This window comes from Leucobacter sp. M11 (genome assembly GCF_035726885.1).
GTDB lineage: Bacteria > Actinomycetota > Actinomycetes > Actinomycetales > Microbacteriaceae > JAPFRB01.
Genome location: NZ_JAPFRB010000004.1, coordinates 77,988 through 78,509, shown reverse-complemented (window position 1 = coordinate 78,509; position 522 = coordinate 77,988). Strand labels below are relative to the sequence as shown.

General features: G+C 71.6%; 1 protein-coding gene. It reads left to right on the top strand.

All coding sequences use genetic code 11. From position 1 onward, the window contains the following. Positions 1 to 522 (top strand): acyltransferase family protein (locus OOT08_RS12335; protein WP_325093648.1); only part of this gene is annotated, 522 nt, incomplete at both ends.

Sequence of the window (522 nt, the reverse complement as noted above, 5' to 3'; positions counted from 1 at the left end):
GGATCCGCACGGACATCCAGGCGCTCCGGGCGATCGCGGTCGGGCTGGTCATCGTGAACCACCTCTGGCCGACCCGGCTGCCGGGCGGCTACGTGGGCGTCGATGTCTTCTTCGTCATCTCGGGGTTCCTGATCACCACCCACCTGATCGGCGAGGTGCGCCGGACCGGCCGGATTCGCTTCGCCCGCTTCTACGCCCGTCGGGCGCAGCGGCTCCTGCCCGCGGCGCTGCTCGTCAGCGTCGCCAGCCTCGCGGGCGCGGTGCTGCTGCTCCCGGTCGCCCGCTGGCGGGAGATCGCCGAGGAGACCTTCGCGGCGACCGCCTACGTCGAGAACTGGTTCCTCGCGGCCAAGGCCGTCGACTACTCCGCGCAGGATAACGCGGCCACGACCGCTCAGCACTACTGGTCGCTCTCGGTCGAGGAGCAGTTCTATCTGCTCTGGCCGCTCGCGCTCATGCTCCTCATCGTGCTCGCGGCACGGGGGCGGCACCGCACGGCCAGCGCGCGGCGGGCCCGCACGA